This is a genomic window from Vibrio sp. SCSIO 43009, from assembly GCF_023716525.1.
Lineage (GTDB): Bacteria > Pseudomonadota > Gammaproteobacteria > Enterobacterales > Vibrionaceae > Vibrio > Vibrio alginolyticus.
Window position 1 is genome coordinate 2,723,577 of the sequence record NZ_CP071842.1, and the last position, 18,697, is coordinate 2,742,273.

Below are 18,697 nucleotides of genomic sequence, written 5' to 3' on the forward strand. Positions count from 1 at the left end.
TTTCTAAACGCTATGTGTAATTTATATCGATTGTTAATAAAAGGTAAAGAAAAGAAACTGAGCACTCTGATAAATGTGTGGAGTGCATCAATGGAAGTCATCGTATTAGGCAGCGGCGTTATCGGCTTAACCTCTGCTTGGTATTTATCTCAAGCAGGCTATCAAGTTACCGTCATTGACCGCCAACCAAGCAGTGCCATGGAAACGAGCTTCGCCAATGCCGGGCAGATCTCGTATGGCTATTCTTCGCCTTGGGCTGCGCCTGGTGTTCCTGTTAAAGCCATTAAGTGGTTAATGGAGGAGCATGCTCCACTTAAAATCAAACCCACTCTGAATGCCGATATGATCCGCTGGGCGAGTAAAATGGTCGCGAACTGCACCCTACCTCGCTATCAAGTTAACAAGGCTCGCATGCTTTCTATCGCTAACCACAGCCGTATTTGCTTAGAACAGTTACGCCAAGAACACGCCATTGAGTATCAAGGACGTCAGTTTGGGACCTTGCAAGTATTCCGAACACATCAACAGCTGCAAACTATTGAAAAGGACATGCAGCTCCTTGAACAAAGCGGAACCCGATTTAAGCTAATGGACGTCGAACAATGTATTGAACAAGAGCCAGGGCTTGCACTTGTGAAAGACAAACTGGTTGGTGGCTTGCATCTACCTGATGACGAAACGGGCGATTGCCATCAATTTTGCCAACAACTAACGGAGCTTGCTAAGGCACACGGTGTCCGATTTGAGTTCGATACTGAAGTAAGCAATTGGGTTACAGTAGGCAAAAAGATCATAGGTGTCCAAACGAACCGAGGACAATTTAAAGCAGACCAATATGTGGTGGCCTCTGGCAGCTACTCTACAGCGCTACTCAAGCAACTCGATATTGATATTCCGGTCTACCCTGTCAAAGGCTATTCACTCACCATCCCGATGGAAGATGAACACTTCTCTCCTCGATCTACTGTGATGGATGAAACCTATAAAGTCGCTATGACTCGATTTGATGACAGAATTCGCGTAGCTGGCACCGCAGAATTAGCAGGGTTTGATGCTTCCCTTCCACAAAAGCGCAAAAACACCATCGAAATGGTCATCCGTGATCTTTTTCCTCGTTGTGGTGACTTCAGCCAAGCTGAGTTTTGGAGCGGCTTTAGGCCAATGACGCCTGATGGCACACCAATTATCGGCGCGACTAAATACGATAACCTTTTTACTAACACCGGACACGGAACTCTGGGCTGGACGATGGCTTGTGGTTCAGGTCAATTGCTAGCAAGCGTAATGAAAGGTGAAAAAGCAAAAGTGATGGATAATGCGGAGCTTAACCTTTGTCGTTACTCCTGAGGACATGACTGAACAAAAAACAGGCAGACACTTACTCCACAAAATGCATAACCACTGGCATTTTTAACTCATCAAAATCGCAGCACATTTAAATGACAATGTGCTGCATAATTAATCATCAGACAAATCTTCTACCTAAAAGGAGCAAATAAGCAATAAGAACCAAATTTTAACAACTGCTCTCCATTCTGTGTTCATCATCACGCTACAAAGGATTTGTAGCTAAAAAAGTTAACAATTGCATTACATAAAGGGTAATGTATTGTGTGAAAAACAACCACAAACACAACTAACAGGGAAAATACTCATGCAGTCATTAGTTGATTTTCTGAATGGAATTATTTGGAGCCCGGTACTGATCTATTTGTGCCTTGGCGCAGGTTTGTTCTATTCAATCATGACGCGTTTTGTACAAATTCGTCACTTCTTTGAGATGTGGCGCTTATTACTTTCAGGGAAGAGTTCAACAAAAGGGATATCATCATTTCAGGCACTTGCCGTTTCACTGTCTGGCCGTGTAGGTACAGGTAACATTGCTGGTGTTGCTGCTGCTATCGGTTTCGGTGGCCCAGGCGCCGTATTCTGGATGTGGGTCGTAGCCTTCTTTGGCGCTGCAACCGCATACGCAGAATCAACACTTGCACAAATTTATAAAGAAGAAGACGAAGGCGAGTTCCGTGGTGGCCCTGCTTACTATATTGAGAAAGCAATGGGACAAAAATGGTACGCTTGGATCTTTGCTATCGCGACCATCTTTGCTTGTGGTGTTCTACTTCCTGGCGTTCAATCGAACAGTATCGGTAACGCAGTAGAAGCCGCATTTGGCTCAGGTGACATGATTGAAACCGCTATTGGTACCTTCAGTTTTGCTAAAATTTTCACTGGTACGGTTGTTTGTGTCATTTTGGCTTTCATCATTTTTGGTGGCGTAAAGCGTATCGCGAACTTTACCCAAGTCGTTGTACCATTTATGGCGTTAGCTTACATCATTACTGCGTTTGTCATCATCCTTCTAAACATTGGTGAGGTTCCGCGCATTTTCGGCATGATTATTGGTGACGCGTTCACACCAATGGCAGGCGTTGGTGCCGCAATTGGCTGGGGTGTAAAACGTGGTGTCTACTCCAACGAAGCAGGTCAAGGTACTGGTCCTCACGCAGCAGCAGCAGCGAGTGTTGATCACCCTGCTCAGCAAGGTCTTGTTCAATCTTTCTCTATTTACATCGATACACTACTTGTGTGTTCAGCAACCGCGTTCATGATTCTTATCACTGGCGCGTACAACGTAAATGGTGCGATTGAAGGTACATTCCTGGTTCAAAACCTACCAGCGGATATTGGTGCAAATGGCCCTGTGTTTACACAGATGGCGATCGAAAGCGCACTACCTGGCGTGGGTAAACCATTCATCGCAATCGCTCTATTCTTCTTCGCGTTTACGACCATTCTGGCTTACTACTACATTGCAGAAACGAACATTGCTTACATTCGTCGTACGTTCAAAGTAAATGGACTGATGTTTATTCTGAAAGTCATCATTATTTCATCCGTGTTCTACGGAACCGTGAAAACCGCCAACTTAGCATGGGCGATGGGTGATGTAGGTGTAGGACTGATGGCGTGGCTAAACATCATCGGTATTTTGATCATCTTCTTTATGTCGAAGCCTGCACTCAAAGCATTGAACGACTACGAAGAGCAACAAAAACGTGGTGTGACCGATTTTACATTTAACCCTGTTGCACTGGGCATTAAAGGCGCATATTACTGGGAAGATAAGTACCGACGTAAAACGGGTAAAGCACCAACGGCAGACAGCAATAGCGCAGAAACTGTTGAGCAACCATCAACATAGCGTTATCACATAAATAAGAAAAAGCAGTGGTCCGATTAAGGACATAAAAAAGGGGGATTAACCAATGGTTAATCCCCCTTTCTTCTTTATGAGTAACAGCTTAGGCGATAACCGCTTCAACTTTACGAGCGATTTTTGCTTTACCCACAGGTAACACTTCACGACCAAATTCGTTGTTCAGTACTTGCGCCATTGCGAAGTAAATTGCACTTGCGCCACAGAAGATACCCTCGAAGCCAGCGATAGCACCGATCACTTCGCTACCAGTGAAATCACGAGCAGCAAGCAAGAAGAACAGGATAGTTAGAGAGCCAAATACCACTTGCTTCGCTGTTGGGTAACATAGAGAACCAATGAACATGAAACCAGTGAAGATGCCCCAAAGCGCTAGGTACCAACCCATAAAGCTTGCAGGGCTTGCAGGAAGACCCATGTGAGGCATTACGATTAGACCAACCAATGTTAGCCAAAATAGACCGTAAGAAGTAAACGCAGTTGTGCCGAATGTATCACCGCGTTTAAAGCACATGATGCCAACGATTACTTGGCTAAGGCCACCGTAAAAGATGCCCATCGCTAGAATCATAGAGTCAATTGGGAAAAATCCTGCATTATGAATATTGAGCAGAATAGTGGTCATACCGAAACCCATAAGACCTAGCGGTGCTGGGTTAGCCAGTTTTGTCGACATGTACAAATACCTTTTTTCAAAAATGTTGATAAAAAATGCGCGCGAATTTTAATGGGCTCCAGAACAAAAGAGAAAAGCTGTTATTGAAAACTTAGATTCCATAAATAAACCACTACATATATAAAAAAAGACCCTGCAAAAAAGCAGAGTCTTTATAGATGGTTAGGTTGTTTTTTACTCGATCACTGACAAGAAATCTCGTCCCAGAACCAGTTGCTTTGCGTTGGGCTTTCCCACACTCCTGGGCCATTTTTCGCAACAAAACATTTGTTTTGGTACGTCACTTTATCGCCGTTAGCGACTTGCGTTACACCCGGCTCCCACTGAATAAAATTGCCTGTCACTGGTGGTTCTGGCTCGGTTACTGGCGGCTCTGGCTCAGTCACCGGTGGTTCAGGTTCCGTTGTAGGCGGCTCCGTAGGAGTGCCTGAAACCAGCTTCCAAGGGTCTCCTTTCGTTGGCTCATTACCTTGTGACCACCATTTCGCTTCGTAAACAGCACCTTGGTAAGAAACTTGATCACCCGTGTTATATACTTTGCCAGAATCCCAAGCTGCCACACCACCTACAGGCGGATCGACCGGATCCACTGGGTCTAACTTGTCAACTACACGAACTTCTGGCCAACCCGCATGAGATTGGTAGAAGTTAGTTACACATTTCTCATAGTCACCCGCAACTAGCGCAGAGTAAGCCGTTTGGAAACCAACAAGTTCACATTCAAAAGAGTGGCCTCCCGGACGATCTGAGTAGTATTTCCAGTTCCCATCCCAGTTGGTGTACAACACGTCTGTCGCACCATTCAGATTTAAGCTGCCGTAAGGCGTCTGCTGCCAACAGGTATTGGTCTCATCGGCTTCAATTGGAATTTGATAATGAGCGGCAAGTCCTTCCCAATAGCGAATACGGTTAACAGGTTGGCCTTTATCTTTGTTTTGCTCTCCACACTCAATACCACCATTGATCACGTTGATGGTGGTACCAAAGCCGTAACCAATGCCAGCATCAAGCTCACGCTGTGAAGGCACCCAAGTACGGTCAATCACATGTAGCATTGCAGGTTTCGGTGCTTGTGGGGTTAGGAAGAACCAGATAGCCGATGCTAAGTTCAGCCACGAATCCGCAACCAAGCCTGGATTTTTCAGCAATACAGATGCATCGCCATCAAACATCACTTCAGAGAACGCGCCATAGTTAAAATGGTAAGAAAGCTGCTTTGCACCACGTCCAAAGTAACCTTGTCCAGACTCACATGGCCAGCGTTTGTTTTGCCAGTCATTTTGACCACAACCTGTTGTGTAACCTTCTTGCCCTTCAGACCATCCCATTTCTCGCACATGAACCAAAGCTTGCTGCCACTCTTCCAACCCTAGCGGATTATCCGATACGTTATCAATCGAAATATGGCCACCGGTTTCTTGTGCAAAGTGAGCAAACGCTGTCACGATCGATTTTTTACAAATTGCATCCGAATCACGACCGTCTGTGTACTCACCACAGAATGCAGGGAACTTACCAATTGCACGTAGGAAACGCGTGTAAGTGTATTCAGGTGCCGCCATTTGAGTCAGGAAGTCCCACTCACTTTCGGGGAATACACGCTCTACACGCTTCACGTTTTCTGGGTTGGTTGTCGCCCCTGGAACAATCGCTTCAACCACTGAGTTCGGGCGTGTCTCTAATGCTTGTGACCAAATGGCATACATAGGATCAGAAGTTTTGCTTTGCTCTACGGCTTGAACGTCACCACGAGCAATAACATAACCATTCGGATTTTGCGGATCGGGCTGAATATTCATACTCGCATTCACTTGTGCTGCTAAGACACAACTCAATGCAAGAGGAAGATGTTTGAGTGCAAACATGTCTAGTCTCCGGATTTCAACAATACAATATACGAGGAATAACTAGACATATAGTGGATCATATATACGAAACACCGAGCCAAGTACGTTGATTCTGCGAGACAAAATGAATAAATAGGTCCTCACACACATTTTGTCACAAGAAAAATGTTACCTTGACTCAAAAGAAAAGCGGAGACCCTGTGAGCCTCCGCTTTGTGATGTTTCTCTCTTTATTGTTCTGCCGAAACCACCTCTAGCTTCGCGGTTGACTTTTGTTTAGACAGCACAAAATAAACCACACACTGAGAAATAATTGCGGCAAGCACAATCACTGGTGAGGCGTTGATTCCAGCTAAAAGAAAACACCCTAATGCGATCATTCCATTGAGTAATGCGTAAGGCAATTGTGTACGGAAGTGCTCATACTGTTCACACCCCGCTCCTGTCGACGACAAAATCGTAGTTTCAGAGATGGGAGAACAGTGATCGCCAAACAAGCCACCAGATAATACCGCACCAATACAAACCAACAGTGGTGCATCAATCGCAACGGCAGTTGGGATCACTAATGGCATCATGATGGCAAACGTCCCCCAAGATGATCCCGTAGCGAACGAGATAATACCGGCCAGTAAAAACGCAACCGCTGGCAATAACCAGTAAGGGAAACCGGCTTGAGCTTGTTCAGCAATGTATGCAGCTGCACCTAATTCTTTCCCAACCGAGCTAAGCGCCCAAGCCAATACCAGAATCACCGCCACTGACATCATGTTTGACATCCCTTTCAGATAAACCTGAATACCATCCGAAAGCTTTCTTACGCCATAAAACGCCATCAGCGCAATTAAAGTGAAGGCCGCGAAGAAATATGCAGAAGAAAGTGCAGCCCTAAACGTTGATCCTGCCACTTTTTGAAATGGAAAACCGTGTGGCACGAGGATGGTACATAGAACCACCAGCATAACGAGCAAAGGTGCCCATACAAAACTAGATTTTGCATTTTTATGCGTAAACACATTCATGGACTCCTGCACTTTCCCAAAGTCGGAGCCCTGCTCTGCTAGTTGTTCAGCCTTCGCCATCGGTCCGAAATCTAATTTGAAGAAAGAGACAATCGGCACAATCGCGATCGCAAGAAAGGCGTAAAACTGATACGGGATCGCACCAATGAAAGCATCCCAATCACTCATACTGACATTCAGGGCAGTAAACTCTTTTTGAATCAATCCCATGATGTAAACGCCCCATCCGATAAAAGGGATCAAGATTGCGACGGGAGAGGAAGTAGAGTCGATAATAAAAGCTAATTTTTGGCGTGATACTTTTAACTTATCAAATAAAGGGCGAAAAACAGGGCCAACAATCAGTGGTGTACCAAGGTCTGAGAAGAAAATAACCACACCACCGAACCATGCGGACAGTTGAGCTTGGCATTTACTCGCAACCCATTGAGTAACCTTTTTAGCAAACGCCACACCACCGCCAGATTTCTCCATCAAGGCAACAAAGCCACCAATAAAGACCAAGAGCAAAATGACGCCCGCATTGTAGCTGTCAGTTAATTGCGGCAGTAGATAGCTTTTCATCAGTGCACTAAACGAGTCTAGTGGCCCTTTTTCGACAAATGTCCCTTCGAGCATAGCGACACCACTCACCACACCCGCGAATAAACCAACAACGACATTTCTTGTGGTCAGCGCGAGGAAAAGAGTAATAAGGATGGGAATGAGAGAGGTAACGTCAGCCTGTTCCATAGCAATACCATTTATGATAATTAAACAATTAAAATGAATATATATTTAATTTAACCGCATGTATATATCTCTCACAAAAAAGTTGAGCCACCTCTTCACAAACTTGAAGTACAAAAAAACCAGCCCGAAGGCTGGTTCTTATAAACTCAACTGTCTAGAGGAAAATTATTCCCACTCGATAGTCGCTGGTGGCTTACCTGAAATGTCGTAAACAACACGAGAAATGCCATCAACTTCGTTGATAATACGGTTAGATACCTTACCTAGGAAGTCGTATGGTAGGTGCGCCCAGTGTGCCGTCATAAAGTCGATGGTTTCTACCGCACGTAGAGACACAACCCAATCGTACTTACGGCCATCGCCCATTACACCAACAGAACGTACTGGTAGGAATACCGTGAACGCTTGAGATACTTTGTTGTATAAATCAGCTGCGTGAAGCTCTTCAATAAAGATAGCATCAGCACGACGTAGCAAGTCACAGTATTCTTTCTTGATTTCACCAAGAACACGAACACCTAGACCTGGACCTGGGAATGGGTGGCGGTAAAGCATGTTATAAGGCAGGCCTAGCTCTAGACCAATCTTACGTACTTCATCTTTGAACAGCTCACGTAGTGGCTCAACAAGACCCATTTCCATGTCATCTGGAAGACCGCCCACGTTGTGGTGCGATTTGATCACGTGCGCTTTACCAGTCTTAGATGCAGCTGACTCGATTACATCAGGATAAATCGTACCTTGAGCTAACCATTTCGCGTTTTTCAGCTTCTTAGACTCTTCATCGAATACATCTACGAATACGTGACCGATAGTCTTACGCTTCTCTTCTGGGTCAGACTTGCCTTCAAGTGCTTTTAGGAAGCGTTCTTCAGCGTCAACCTTGATGATGTTCAAACCAAATTGGTCGCCGAACATATCCATTACTTGTTGACCTTCGTTTAGACGAAGTAGACCGTTATCAACAAATACACACGTTAGCTTGTCGCCGATTGCGCGGTGAACCAGCATCGCAACTACCGATGAATCAACACCACCAGATAGACCTAGGATAACTTCGTCGTCACCCACTTGCTCTTTAATGCGAGCAACCGCGTCTTCGATGATAGATTCCGAAGTCCATAGACGCTCACAGCCACATACGCCAAGAACAAAGTTCTCAAGCATTTGTAGGCCACCTTTTGTGTGTGTCACTTCTGGGTGGAACTGAACACCGTAGTATTTCTTCTCTTCGTTCGCCATCGCAGCGTAAGGACAAGTGTCTGTCTCACCAACTTTTACGAAATCGGCTGGGATCTCTACTACTTTGTCGCCATGGCTCATCCAAACGTCTTGAGTTGCTTCAAGGTCTTTAAATAGAGCACATTCACCAGAAACTTTAACCTGAGCGTAGCCAAACTCACGTTCGTTAGAGCCCGCCACTTTGCCTCCTAGCTGTTCCGCCATGGTTTGCATGCCGTAACATACGCCAAGCAAAGGAACACCAGAATCAAACACATATTGAGGCGCGCGTGGAGAGTTCTCTTCCGTTACGCTTTCTGGACCGCCAGATAGGATAATGCCATCTGGGTTGAATTCGCGAATATCCGCTTCTTCTACATCCCAGCTCCATAGTTCACAGTAAACGCCGATTTCACGTACGCGGCGTGCTACTAATTGAGTGTACTGAGAACCGAAGTCCAAGATCAGAATACGTTGGTCATGGATATTTTTAGTCATTTTGAGCAGTCTTTTTAAGGCTAAGTGATTAAAACCGAGGCGAGTGTACTCGCCTCTTCTTAATGCTTCAAGGAAAAAGCAAACGTTTCCGTTGGGTAATTAGTTCCCTAGACGGTAGTTCGGCGCTTCCTTAGTAATTTGAACATCGTGTACATGAGACTCTTGCATACCTGCACCAGAGATACGTACAAATTCAGCTTTCGTACGCATATCTTCGATAGTTGCAGAACCAGTTAGACCCATGCTTGAACGTAGACCACCCATTTGTTGGTGTACGATCTCTTTTAGACGGCCTTTGTATGCGATACGACCTTCAATGCCTTCTGGTACTAGCTTGTCCGCTGCGTTGTCAGACTGGAAGTAACGGTCAGAAGAACCTTGAGACATAGCACCAAGAGAACCCATGCCGCGGTAAGACTTGTAAGAACGGCCATTGTATAGAATCACTTCACCCGGCGCTTCTTCAGTACCAGCAAACATAGAACCAACCATCACACATGATGCGCCAGCTACGATTGCTTTACAGATATCACCTGAGAAACGGATACCACCGTCAGCAATAACCGGAATACCATAATCATTAGCCACTTCTGCCGCATCTGCGATTGCAGTGATTTGTGGAACTCCCACACCCGTTACAATACGAGTTGTACAGATAGAACCAGGGCCGATACCAACTTTCACTGCGCTTACGCCAGCTTCGATTAGTGCTTTAGCACCAGCACCTGTTGCTACGTTACCACCGATGATGTCTAGATCTGGGTAAGCAGCGCGAGTTTCGCGGATGCGGTTTAGTACACCTTCAGAATGTCCGTGTGAAGAGTCGATAAGTAGAATGTCAACGCCTGCTTCAACTAGAGCAGCAACACGCTCTTCGTTACCAGCGCCAGCACCAACGGCTGCGCCAACACGTAGGCGACCACGCTCATCTTTACATGCGTTTGGTTTACGTTCTGCTTTGTGGAAGTCTTTCGCAGTAATCATACCGGTTAGTTGGAACTCATCATTCACAACCAATACTTTCTCTACACGAGCTTCGTGCATTTTCTCTTGCACTTCTTCTCGTGTTGCACCTTCTTTAACTGCTGCCAACTTCTCTTTTGGCGTCATTACTGAAGATACTTTCTTAGAAAGGTCCGTCACAAAACGAACGTCACGACCAGTGATAATACCAACAAGCTCATTGCTCTCAGTGACAACAGGGAAACCTGCAAAACCATGCTTTTCAGTGAGTGCAACAACATCAGCGATGGTCGCGTCAGGGTTTACAGTAACCGCGTCAGTTACCATACCAGCTTCGAACTTCTTAACTTTACGAACTTCGGCTGCCTGCTGCTCAATAGACATGTTCTTGTGGATAAAGCCAATGCCACCCTCTTGCGCTAGCGCAATTGCTAGACGAGCTTCAGTAACAGTGTCCATAGACGCTGAAATCATTGGGATGTTTAGGGTGATGTTCTTAGTTAGCTGAGTGCGAAGATCAGCTGTGTTTGGGAGAACGGTGGAGTGTGCTGGCACAAGTAGTACGTCATCGAATGTCAGCGCTTCTTTGGCAATTCTTAGCATTTGCAATATCTCACAATTAGAGGAGTAAAAAGAACAATCCAATCTCATCGTTTCGCATAATGAGGGTAACCTGCGTTAGCAACTAGCTACATTTGGATTAGATATTGCGGAGGGATTATACGGTTAACGCAATCGCTTGACCACAAATTTTTTAATTTTTTTCTTGCAATTACCCCCTTGCTATGTATTATATTGCCGCTAATTTCCATACTCACGTCTAAGAGATTAGCTGTGCTCTCCAAGACCAATCAAAACATCTTTACTGTTTCTCGTCTCAACGCGGAAGTTCGTTTACTCCTTGAAAACGAAATGGGGATCGTTTGGCTCGTCGGAGAGATATCCAACTTTTCAGCTCCTGTCTCTGGTCACTGGTACCTCACTCTTAAAGACTCTCGCGCTCAAGTTAAATGTGCCATGTTTCGTGGTAACAATCGCCGCGTTACTTTCAAACCCGCTAACGGTAATCAAGTCCTAGTAAAAGCTCGTCTGTCTCTTTATGAGCCTCGCGGTGACTACCAATTGATCATCGAAAGCATGCAACCGGAAGGTGATGGCCGTCTTCAACAAGAGTTTGAAGAGCTGAAAATGAAGCTTGCAGCAGAAGGGTTGTTCGCGCAAATCAATAAGCAATCTTTGCCTGAGCACCCTAAACGTGTTAGCGTCATCACATCGAAAACTGGTGCCGCGCTTTACGATATCTTAGACGTATTGAAACGTCGTGATCCTTCCCTACCTGTTGTGATTTATCCGACAGTGGTACAAGGTGAGGACGCAGCCATTCAAATTGCACAAGCCATTGGTCGCGCTAACAGCCGTGATGAATGTGATGTACTAATTGTGGGCCGAGGTGGTGGTTCATTAGAAGACTTATGGTGCTTTAACAACGAGATATTAGCTCGCACGATTGCAGCAAGCCAAATTCCTATTATTAGCGCCGTTGGACATGAAGTTGACGTGACAATAGCTGATTTTGTCGCCGACGTACGCGCGCCTACTCCATCAGCAGCCGCTGAGCTAGTAAGCCGTGATAACAGCCACAAAGATCAAGCTTTAGTTACCCGCCAGCATAAGTTAGCGAGCGCGATGCGTTACTACCTAGCACAACAAAAGCAGCAATCTACTCAATTAGTGCACCGTCTAGAGAGACAGCACCCAAGCTATCGCTTGCAACGTCAGACGCAACAGTTAGATGAGTTGGACATGCGCTTACAGCGAGCGATGAGTCGTTTTATTGCCTTGCGTCAACAGCGAATCGAGCGTCAACATTATCGGCTGCAATTAAATTCTCCTGTAACACGCCTTGCCGAGCAGAAGTCGAAGCTAGAACGTGTTGAGCAAAAGCTCATGGATGCAATGGATCGCAAATTACTGACTATACGCCATCAACTCGCGATTGCCGCAGAAAAGTTGGACACCGTCAGCCCACTAGCGACATTGAAACGAGGTTACTCAATTACTCAAACTGAGCAAGGTAAAGTAATTACGCAATCTTCAGATGTAAAGTCGGGAGATGTATTGATTACCCGGTTAGCCGAAGGCGACGTTCGTTCTACCGTTAACTGAATACAAACTCTGGTTAACTGACTTTCTGGAACTCAAATCGGACACGTGATTTTGATTTGAGTTCATTACACACATTACAAAAGTAACTCGCAGCACCGCATGCTTGCAGCTTCTCCAGCTCCGCCTCACAATCAGGGCAAAAACCTACTTTTTTAAAATCCGATTCACACTGTGCACAATGGTATTGTCCTGTCCATTCCAGTTCGACATTGCAAGTCGGGCAAATGTTCTGCTGCATATCCCGTTCCTCTCTCTAAACTAAGCAATTTCGAGTAACGCATGCTACTCAAAATAACGAACAAGTATGTTGATCTTCATCACCGCCCCAACAAGTTTCACGAGGCGTTAACCATACTTGATACGTAGGATCTTATACTGATCGTCTGATATTTACTCCTTGATCAGCGATCACCCCTTAAAAGAATATTTATATAACCACACACCGAAAGCATAAGTTACATATTCTGCATTCCAATTTAAAAGAGAATAAAAAACCTTAAAGAGATTTAATTAAACGAAAAATCAGAATTTAATAAAAAGATCTTATTCAAAAAGCAGTGTTTACATTGGTGTGCATTTCGATAGTTTGAGCGTCGAGCTTAACGAGTTTAACTTGGATAAAAGCAAACTCATTTAAATGGCTCGCATGCGTTCCACCACAAGGGATTACCGCTAATTGACCTTCCCCTAAATCGCACTTCCAATAGCGAGAATCCGTTAATCTGTCACCGTGGCATTCCATGGTGATCATCGCATCTCGTCGAAGCCATTCCACAAGTTGGCTATTCACTTTTTTTGCAATCGCCTGGAGGTCATTCAGCATATCTGCACTGTTTAATCCTCTTTTACGGAGTGTTTTGCCTAAACGGTACGTATCGAGGCACTTGTCTGGAGTAACATAACTCGTAACTTGTGCATAGCTATTAAAGTCATAATAACCATGTGGGTCTTTGCGGTCTGCGTCTTTTCGCCAATAGTCTTCCGCTAGTACTTTATTCAACGCCAAATACGCTAAGTGTCCTGCAGTGTGGCCTCGACTCAAAGCGCGTTGGTAATCCTTATCTACCGCCAATGTCACCAAATCATCAGTAACAAGTGATTCCGTACGTGATAAAACATGCACGACGACAAACACCCAACCTTCAGCATCACGCTTTACAGGGATGTCACTACCCACATACAGAGCACCACTTTCCTGCTCCACTGCCCCAACTTGGCAATCTACTACGTCATGCTCAGCCCCATTCACCTTCAACGTTCCTTTGTCTGCAGGGTGATCCGGCCATATGTGACTAACGGGATGGAACGGCGTGACATCTGTAATAACGTAAGTCACTTCTTCCGTATATTGAACGAGCTGTATTTGTGCTTCTAATTGCCATGTTTGATGACAAAAACGAGTCTTTGTTGCTGTGATAGTCATTTTTACGATTACTTTTGATAAAAAAATACCCAAGTAGAAACTTGGGTATTCGAATTTCATTATTTATTGCGGTTTTTCACCATCGACATCATACGCTTACGTTTACGCTCTTGTGATAGCGTAAGCTTATTCGTACGGTTCTCGTATGGGTTATCACTGTTGTGGAAGTTAATGCGAATCGGTGTTCCCATAATTTCCAGAGACTTACGGAAGTAGTTCATCAGATAACGTTTATACGAATCTGGCAATTCACGAACCATGTTACCGTGGATAACAACGATCGGTGGGTTGTAACCACCTGCGTGTGCGTATTTGAGTTTGATACGACGACCACGAACCATTGGCGGTTGGTGATCATCCACAGCCATCTTCATGATACGCGTCAGTACTGACGTACCCACACGCGTTGTCGCCGAGTTATATGCTTCTTGGATAGATTCAAACAAGTGACCAACGCCAGTACCGTGCAGCGCAGAGATAAAGTGGATACGCGCGAAGTCGACGAATCCTAGACGGCGGTCCAGTTCTTTCTTCACGCTTTCTTTCACGTCACTGTCTAGACCATCCCACTTGTTAACGGCGATGACAATTGAGCGGCCAGCATTCAGTGCAAAACCAAGCAAGCTTAGGTCTTGGTCTGAAATATTTTCACGAGCATCAATCACCAGTAGAACGACGTTTGCATCTTCTACCGCTTTCAGCGTCTTAACAACAGAGAACTTTTCAACCGTTTCATTGATACGACCACGACGACGAACACCTGCGGTGTCAATTAGTACGTATTCGCGTCCATCACGCTCCATCGGGATGTAGATAGAATCGCGCGTTGTACCAGGCATATCGTATACAACCACACGTTCTTCACCCAGAATACGGTTAGTCAGTGTCGATTTGCCTACGTTAGGACGACCGATGATCGCCAACTTAATCGGCTGCTCTTGAAGGCGTTTGAATTCAGCTTCTGCGTCTTCTTCAGTGTAATCTTCAACAAGAGGCTCTTCGTCTTCGAATCCAGTCAGGTCTTCAATCTCACCTTCTTCAGATTCACTTGTTAGTAGATCATCAAAGAATGGAGATAAAGCACGCTCAAGCAAAGCGGTCACACCACGGCCATGAGCAGCCGCAATCTGGTACATATCATCCACGCCGAGCTGCCAAAAGTCAGCACACGCCGCATCGGCATCAATACCATCGATTTTGTTTACTACCAGCATCGCTGGCTTTTCAATTTTACGCAGATGCGCCGCAATTGCTTCATCTGAAGGTGTCAGACCAGCACGACCGTCAACAAGGAACAATACAACATCAGCCTCATCAATCGCGGCTAATGACTGTTCTGCCATCTTTGTTTCCACGCCTTCTTCTGTGCCATCGATACCACCAGTATCAATCACAATGAATTCGTGCTCTTCACCAAGTCTCGCCTGGCCATATTTACGGTCTCGCGTTAGGCCTGGAAAGTCCGCAACCAACGCGTCACGAGTGCGAGTCAATCGGTTAAATAGTGTAGATTTACCTACGTTCGGACGCCCTACTAGAGCTACAACAGGTACCATAACAACCTCTACAATAATCTTTCTTCTGTAGTTATAGGTAACGACTTGCTCGATGCCAAATCAAACCAGCTTTTTACCTATAACCACGTCAGGGTTAATAAATTCAAACAACAAAACGGCTCCTAGCTGTCACCAGCCAGGAGCCGAATGTGAATTATATCACGATATTATTCGTTAATGGTTAGTTTCTTTACATCGCCGTTGCGAGTTGTAATCACATAACCATCCGACAATAACGTCGGGCCAACTGCCAAGCCACTATCATCGACAAACTGCTGCGCAACAAATTCGCCCGTTGAACGATCCATCCAGTGAAGGTAACCAAGCGTGTCACCGACAACGAGATAATTGCCAACAATAACTGGCGCTGTAAGTTGTCGGTGCTCAAGCAAGCTGTTTTCCCACAACTCAGTCCCGCTTCGTGAATCAACGGCAACAACATGATCTTTTTCCGTTATCACAAAGATGCGACTACCATCTGTAGAAATGTCTGTCGCAGATGAGTAATTACGCTTCCAAATCGGGTTCGCTGAACGCAAGTCAATGGCGATAAGTTGACCATTGTATCCAATGGTGAAAAGAGTACCGCCTAGCACAATTGGCGATGAATCAACGTCAACCAAACGATCAATTTCTGTCGCGCCTTTTGGCGTACCAACAGGCTGTTGCCAAATCAACTGACCACGCTCAACGATAGCAGCTGCGAGTCGGCCATTTGCCGTTCCCCAAAATACACCGCCGCCAATTGCAGTCGGAGTACTGTCGCCACGTAAAGTTAAGTTCGGCACTTCTGTGCTCAATGCCCAGCGTTGCTCACCTGTACTCTCATTAAGGGCAATCAGCATGCCTCGGCTAGTATTGATGATAATAAGGCCTGAATCTGCAACTGGCTTCGCCAGTACCTCACCACCAACTTTTACACGCCAAACAATTTCACCTGTTTCTTGGTCAAGAGAGATGACTTCACCATTCTCAGAGCCAATGTAAAGGTTTCCGTATGCCGCTGTGATACCACCAGAGAGACGAGCAATGACATCTTCTTCTAGGTCCGTTTGCCAACGTTGTTTACCATTCTCAGGATCCAGCGCTTTTACTAAGCCATCACGACTTGCCACGAACAATGTATCATTCGCAAATACAGGGGATAGTTTTGAAAAGTAATGACCAACACCATCGCCAACCGATGTGCTCCACTCACTACTGGTTGTAAACTGACTGTCTACCTGAGGTAGTGGCGCCATTACAATGGTGTCTTTCTCACCTGCACAACCGGCAAGTACTCCCATTGTTAACGCCCCTAGCAAGGCTTTCTTAAAGACTCTTTTCATCCAATGCGGTCCTTATTTCGCCAGATCGTCCAATTTCATTTGTAGTGTCGGGCTTGCATCTGCCGCTTGCTGAGCTTCAGTATACGCAGCGTACGCAGCATCTTTGTCACCTTGGCGAATCGCAATATCGCCACGAAGTTCAGCAATACGACCTGTCCATGCTGTATCAGTGACGTTACTTAGCTCTGCCGTTGCAGCGTCGAAGTTACCCATTTCCGTCTCAATACGCGCAATGCGGTAACTAATCAATGGTAACAACGCAGCATCTTGAGTGTTGCTTTGCGCCCACTTCAGTTGCTCCAATGCAGCAGAAAGGTCTTGAGCTTCAACTTGTGCTTTAGCAAGTTGTAGTGCAGCCAATACTGAATATTCTTTTACTTCATTTGACTCAATGAAAGCTTTCACGTCAGCTTGAGCATCAGTGCCTTTGTCTTGCAAAGCATTCATTGCTGTCGTGTAGCTTTGAGAAGCTGCTTCACTCGCCTGAATCACAGAATCCTGGTAGTAACGCCAGCCAAATAGACCACCTAAACCAACAACCGCACCGATGATGACGGCTTTGCCGTTTTCCTTCCACCAGTCTTTAATGGCTTCAACTTGTTGTTCTTCAGTATCGTAAAGTTCCACTTCCTGTCCTCTTAAAACATGTAAATGGCAGCTTAGCTGCCATTGTTCCTATTTCGTTTAAAGGCTCCACATTTGGGAGCCTTAGCTTACGAACTAGGATGTAATTTTGTTAGATTACTAAAAGACTTAAATCAGTGCTGCGATCTTTTCTGCAACTTCTGCTTGGTTGTAAGTCTCTTGCTCACCACCAGCTAAGTCTTTCAGTACTACGGTATTATCCGCAACTTCGTTTTCGCCCAGAACCAATGCTACAACAGCACCAACTTTGTCTGCGCGTTTAAACTGTTTCTTGAAGTTACCGCCACCGAAGTGATTCATCACACGAACGCCTGGAACAGACTCGCGAAGCTGTTCTGCTAGCTTCATTCCTGCCATCATGGTGCCTTCACCCGCAGTGACTACGTACACGTCAACACTGCGACGAACGTCTGTCAGTTCCAACGTTTCTAGCATCAGTACTAGACGCTCTAGGCCCATTGCAAAGCCAACCGCTGGTGTTGGTTTACCACCTAATTGCTCTACAAGGCCATCGTAACGACCACCGCCACATACAGTGCCTTGAGCACCTAGGCTCTCAGTGATCCACTCAAATACCGTGCGATTGTAGTAATCCAGACCACGAACTAGACGTTCGTTAACTGTGTATTTGATACCTGCGGCGTCTAAAAGTTCACATAGACCTGCGAAGTGTGCTTTAGATTCTTCACCCAAGTAATCTGAAAGGCGAGGCGCATCACCTAAAATAGCTTGAACGTCTGGGTTCTTCGTATCCAGAACACGCAGTGGGTTCGTGTGCATGCGACGCTTACAATCTTCATCTAGCACATCAATATGTTGCTCAAGGAATGCAACCAGTGCAGTACGGTAGTCTGCGCGGTCTTCTTGAGAACCGATAGAGTTCAGCTCAAGACGGACATGTTCATTGATACCTAGCTCACGCCATAAACGCGCCGTCATCATGATAAGCTCTGCATCAACATCTGGACCATTTAGACCAAACACCTCAACACCACACTGGTGGAATTGACGGTAACGACCTTTCTGCGGACGTTCATGGCGGAACATAGGCCCCATGTACCACAGACGCTGTTCATCACGGTTGATCAGGCTGTTTTGGATACATGAACGTACACAACCCGCCGTACCTTCTGGGCGAAGTGTTAGGCTGTCGCCGTTACGGTCATCAAAAGTGTACATTTCTTTTGAAACGACGTCTGTTTCTTCACCAACAGCGCGGCTGAATAGGTTTGTTTCTTCAACGATTGGCATGCGCACTTCGTTATAACCGTATGCGCTAATTACATTTTTCACTGTGTTTTCTAATTTTTGCCACAGTGGCGACTGAGTTGGGAGGCAATCGTTCATGCCTCGAATTGCTTGAATTGTTTTTGCCACAATACTTACCGTAATTCTCGTTGAGA

Annotated in this window: 14 protein-coding genes; 3 read left to right on the forward strand and 11 right to left on the reverse strand. The window is 45.6% G+C overall.

Annotated features, from left to right (window positions below; translation table 11 throughout):
* The first annotated feature begins 90 nt into the window (after positions 1-90).
* Both J4N43_RS12655 and J4N43_RS12660 read left to right on the forward strand, forming a co-directional pair.
* Complete coding sequence (locus tag J4N43_RS12655; RefSeq protein WP_158159570.1) at positions 91-1,347, forward strand: D-amino acid dehydrogenase; 1,257 nt, start codon at positions 91-93, stop codon at positions 1,345-1,347.
* A 307-nt stretch (positions 1,348-1,654) separates the two neighbouring features.
* Positions 1,655-3,202 (forward strand): alanine/glycine:cation symporter family protein, encoded by a 1,548-nt coding sequence (locus J4N43_RS12660; RefSeq protein WP_158159569.1) that lies wholly within the window; start codon positions 1,655-1,657, stop codon positions 3,200-3,202.
* 100 nt (positions 3,203-3,302) lie between these two features.
* On the opposite strand, the gene J4N43_RS12665 is transcribed toward J4N43_RS12660, so the two are convergent.
* The 5 genes from J4N43_RS12665 to guaB form a co-directional block, all read right to left on the reverse strand.
* Positions 3,303-3,893 carry an acetate uptake transporter gene (locus tag J4N43_RS12665; RefSeq protein ID WP_005381682.1) on the reverse strand — a complete coding sequence of 197 codons (591 nt, stop codon included), beginning with the start codon at positions 3,891-3,893 and terminating at the stop codon, positions 3,303-3,305.
* Between the two features lie 182 nt (positions 3,894-4,075).
* Entirely contained in the window at positions 4,076-5,758 is a 1,683-nt protein-coding gene (locus tag J4N43_RS12670; RefSeq protein ID WP_005381683.1) for a chitinase, read from the reverse strand.
* Positions 5,759-5,970: 212 nt separating this feature from the next.
* On the reverse strand, positions 5,971-7,494 hold the full coding sequence (locus tag J4N43_RS12675) for a Na+/H+ antiporter NhaC family protein (protein WP_005381684.1): 1,524 nt from the start codon (positions 7,492-7,494) through the stop codon (positions 5,971-5,973).
* Between the two features lie 165 nt (positions 7,495-7,659).
* Positions 7,660-9,213, reverse strand: coding sequence for a glutamine-hydrolyzing GMP synthase (guaA, locus tag J4N43_RS12680; protein WP_005381685.1), 1,554 nt, complete (start codon positions 9,211-9,213; stop codon positions 7,660-7,662).
* A 99-nt stretch (positions 9,214-9,312) separates the two neighbouring features.
* Positions 9,313-10,779, reverse strand: coding sequence for an IMP dehydrogenase (guaB, locus tag J4N43_RS12685; protein WP_017633908.1), 1,467 nt, complete (start codon positions 10,777-10,779; stop codon positions 9,313-9,315).
* Positions 10,780-11,010: 231 nt separating this feature from the next.
* Here guaB and xseA point away from each other — a divergent pair, with 231 nt between their 5' ends.
* Positions 11,011-12,342, forward strand: coding sequence for an exodeoxyribonuclease VII large subunit (gene xseA / locus J4N43_RS12690; protein WP_252094116.1), 1,332 nt, complete (start codon positions 11,011-11,013; stop codon positions 12,340-12,342).
* Between the two features lie 13 nt (positions 12,343-12,355).
* Here xseA and J4N43_RS12695 read toward each other — a convergent pair whose 3' ends face one another.
* The 6 genes from J4N43_RS12695 to hisS form a co-directional block, all read right to left on the reverse strand.
* Entirely contained in the window at positions 12,356-12,580 is a 225-nt protein-coding gene (locus J4N43_RS12695) for a zinc ribbon domain-containing protein (protein ID WP_005381691.1), read from the reverse strand.
* A gap of 309 nt (positions 12,581-12,889) precedes the next feature.
* The gene (locus J4N43_RS12700; protein WP_025768864.1) at positions 12,890-13,765 is read right to left on the reverse strand and encodes an alanyl-tRNA editing protein; all 876 of its coding nucleotides are present in this window, start codon (positions 13,763-13,765) and stop codon (positions 12,890-12,892) included.
* Between the two features lie 59 nt (positions 13,766-13,824).
* Entirely contained in the window at positions 13,825-15,321 is a 1,497-nt protein-coding gene (der, locus tag J4N43_RS12705) for a ribosome biogenesis GTPase Der (protein WP_017820569.1), read from the reverse strand.
* A gap of 167 nt (positions 15,322-15,488) precedes the next feature.
* Entirely contained in the window at positions 15,489-16,649 is a 1,161-nt protein-coding gene (gene bamB / locus J4N43_RS12710; protein ID WP_005381696.1) for an outer membrane protein assembly factor BamB, read from the reverse strand.
* A gap of 12 nt (positions 16,650-16,661) precedes the next feature.
* Entirely contained in the window at positions 16,662-17,276 is a 615-nt protein-coding gene (locus J4N43_RS12715) for a YfgM family protein (protein WP_005381697.1), read from the reverse strand.
* A gap of 126 nt (positions 17,277-17,402) precedes the next feature.
* A complete protein-coding gene (gene hisS / locus J4N43_RS12720) occupies positions 17,403-18,671 on the reverse strand; it encodes a histidine--tRNA ligase (RefSeq protein WP_005381698.1) in 1,269 nt (422 codons plus the stop codon).
* Positions 18,672-18,697: the final 26 nt, after the last annotated feature.

Bases quoted from the DNA above. Each gene is read 5' to 3' on its own strand.
- J4N43_RS12655 (WP_158159570.1), top strand. From the start codon at position 91: ATGGAAGTCATCGTATTAGGCAGCGGCGTTATCGGCTTAACCTCTGCT.
- J4N43_RS12660 (WP_158159569.1), top strand. From the start codon at position 1,655: ATGCAGTCATTAGTTGATTTTCTGAATGGAATTATTTGGAGCCCGGTA.
- J4N43_RS12665 (WP_005381682.1), bottom strand. From the start codon at position 3,893: ATGTCGACAAAACTGGCTAACCCAGCACCGCTAGGTCTTATGGGTTTC.
- J4N43_RS12670 (WP_005381683.1), bottom strand. From the start codon at position 5,758: ATGTTTGCACTCAAACATCTTCCTCTTGCATTGAGTTGTGTCTTAGCA.
- J4N43_RS12675 (WP_005381684.1), bottom strand. From the start codon at position 7,494: ATGGAACAGGCTGACGTTACCTCTCTCATTCCCATCCTTATTACTCTT.
- guaA (WP_005381685.1), bottom strand. From the start codon at position 9,213: ATGACTAAAAATATCCATGACCAACGTATTCTGATCTTGGACTTCGGT.
- guaB (WP_017633908.1), bottom strand. From the start codon at position 10,779: ATGCTAAGAATTGCCAAAGAAGCGCTGACATTCGATGACGTACTACTT.
- J4N43_RS12695 (WP_005381691.1), bottom strand. From the start codon at position 12,580: ATGCAGCAGAACATTTGCCCGACTTGCAATGTCGAACTGGAATGGACA.
- J4N43_RS12700 (WP_025768864.1), bottom strand. From the start codon at position 13,765: ATGACTATCACAGCAACAAAGACTCGTTTTTGTCATCAAACATGGCAA.
- der (WP_017820569.1), bottom strand. From the start codon at position 15,321: ATGGTACCTGTTGTAGCTCTAGTAGGGCGTCCGAACGTAGGTAAATCT.
- bamB (WP_005381696.1), bottom strand. From the start codon at position 16,649: ATGAAAAGAGTCTTTAAGAAAGCCTTGCTAGGGGCGTTAACAATGGGA.